The sequence below is a fragment of the Lysobacter korlensis genome, assembly GCF_042434515.1.
In genome coordinates, this window is sequence record NZ_JBHLTG010000038.1 from 1 (window position 1) to 1,765 (window position 1,765).

General features: G+C 62.8%; 2 protein-coding genes. Both read right to left on the minus strand.

From position 1 onward, the window contains the following. Nucleotides 1-576: 576 nt before the first annotated feature. Nucleotides 577-888 (minus strand): DUF5076 domain-containing protein, encoded by a 312-nt coding sequence (locus ACFFGH_RS34305; protein WP_386677434.1) that lies wholly within the window; start codon nucleotides 886-888, stop codon nucleotides 577-579. Between the two features lie 549 nt (nucleotides 889-1,437). After that, nucleotides 1,438-1,662, minus strand: coding sequence for a hypothetical protein (locus ACFFGH_RS34310; RefSeq protein ID WP_386677436.1), 225 nt, complete (start codon nucleotides 1,660-1,662; stop codon nucleotides 1,438-1,440). Between the last annotated feature and the right edge of the window lie 103 nt (nucleotides 1,663-1,765).

Below are 1,765 nucleotides of genomic sequence, written 5' to 3' on the forward strand. Positions count from 1 at the left end.
GGCTGAGAGGGCGAGGGCACTGGTACCCGCTCCGATCAGAAGAAGGCACGAACTCCGCATTGCCATGCTTAGGGCCCTAACACCTGAGTTAAGCCGCGCCGCGAAGCGGCGTCGGCTTGGACGAATTGTTAGGCGCTAGCTATGCGTCTGGCGCCTGGCTGAACCAACAAAAATTGCTTGAGCGGTTGCGAGCCGTCCGCGATCATCCGGTAGCACTTGCCACCCGTCTTGGGGTGAGGGTAGTAGGTATACCCCATAGCTTCATAGTCGTAGACCCCAACGGCGTTCACCCAGGCGCACTCGCTAGGCGGGAATTGTGAAGCGATGAACCGCCCATCAACTTCGACCGGCTCGGGCGCCGGCGGGTCAATCCGCTTGGCGAGCCCCGCAAATGCGTGCTCCCCAGCCTTCTTGAGGAAGCCGCTTCCAAACGCCGCGAGGCCTCCGGCTGCTGCACCCCACACGAAGCTGGCCAAGTCAGTTGGGAGTAGCGACATAGCTGCCTCTAGCGCCTAACACCTGAGTTAAGCCGCGCCGCGAAGCGGCGTCGGCTTGGACGAATTGTTAGGCCTACGGCTACGAATGACCATGGTGGAACTCGCCCTTGGCGGGAGAAGTGGGGTCGCCAAGCTCGCGGTGGAGTGCTTCAAGTATGCCGGCGACGGTATCGGGCGCCGCGTGGCCGTACTGCTCCTGCATGGCGTTGGCGATGTGCCGGACGGCGTCTGCAAGAAGAATGCCCCAAGACCGGGTTTCGTTGCGGCCGCTCTCCTGCCACATGCCGATCTTGAGGGAGCAATGGAGCCCGTTCTCGGCTATCCAAGCGCTAAGCATCTGGACAGAGTTCGGGTCCCGCTGTGCGGCTGGTGGGATAACGAAAGGCTTCATATGTAGGCCTAACACCTGAGTTAAGCCGGCCCGCCCGAGAACCCGTATGGAGTTCTGGAGCTTCGAAGCGGGCTCGGCTTGAACGAATAGTTAGGCTGCAGCATACCGGCCGCAGCCGGAAAAGAGACAAGGGCCGAGACCAAGGGTAGAGGGCGGGCAGGGCGGCACAGCAACAGGCAGAGCCGTCAGTCGGCAGCGGCCGAAGGCAGTCAACTCGGCGGTGACGCCTGAAGAGCGCACGGCTCCAGCGGACAGTGCGTTATGGAATAACGCCCGAAAGGGCGGCGAGGGCGCGACCCGGAAGAGTCAGAGGCCCGAGGCGGCCGAAGTCAGCCAACGGTCCCGAGCGAACTTGCGGGCGCTGCGATGAACACCGCGGTGCCTTTGCCTGGGGACGACAGCAGCTCGAAGCCATGCAGAGCACCACCGGCCAAGACAGCACTGTTGCCCGCCTAACACCTGAGTTAAGCCGCGCCGCGAAGCGGCGTCGGCTTGGACGAATTGTTAGGCGGCACGCCCGGGTCACTGCGGCCGCCGCCTTTGGGAGTACTACTCTAGCTCGGTCTCGTACACCTCGGCCTCATAGAGAGTCTCGGGCCCGACGGCTGGAAAGTACGCAAGCACCATTGCGCGTCCATCCGGCGCAGTAAACCCCAGGTCTAGCGCAACTAGATCACCAATGCGCGGAGCTCGGCCAGCTGCCGAAAGAACGGTGTAGCGCTCGGTGGGCAATTCCACCAGCAGGCGCGCACACGGGTTGGGCTTGATCTGCATGCGCGCCGCCTAACACTCAAGTTAAGCCGAACCGCGAAGCGGTTTCGGCTTGAACGCGTAGTTAGGCCCGAAAGAGTCCGAGGTGCTTAGACACTCGCTGGCC

What these genes read in the sequence shown, in the direction of transcription:
- ACFFGH_RS34305 (WP_386677434.1), bottom strand. Translation starts at nt 888, where the DNA reads ATGAAGCCTTTCGTTATCCCACCAGCCGCACAGCGGGACCCGAACTCT.
- ACFFGH_RS34310 (WP_386677436.1), bottom strand. Translation starts at nt 1,662, where the DNA reads ATGCAGATCAAGCCCAACCCGTGTGCGCGCCTGCTGGTGGAATTGCCC.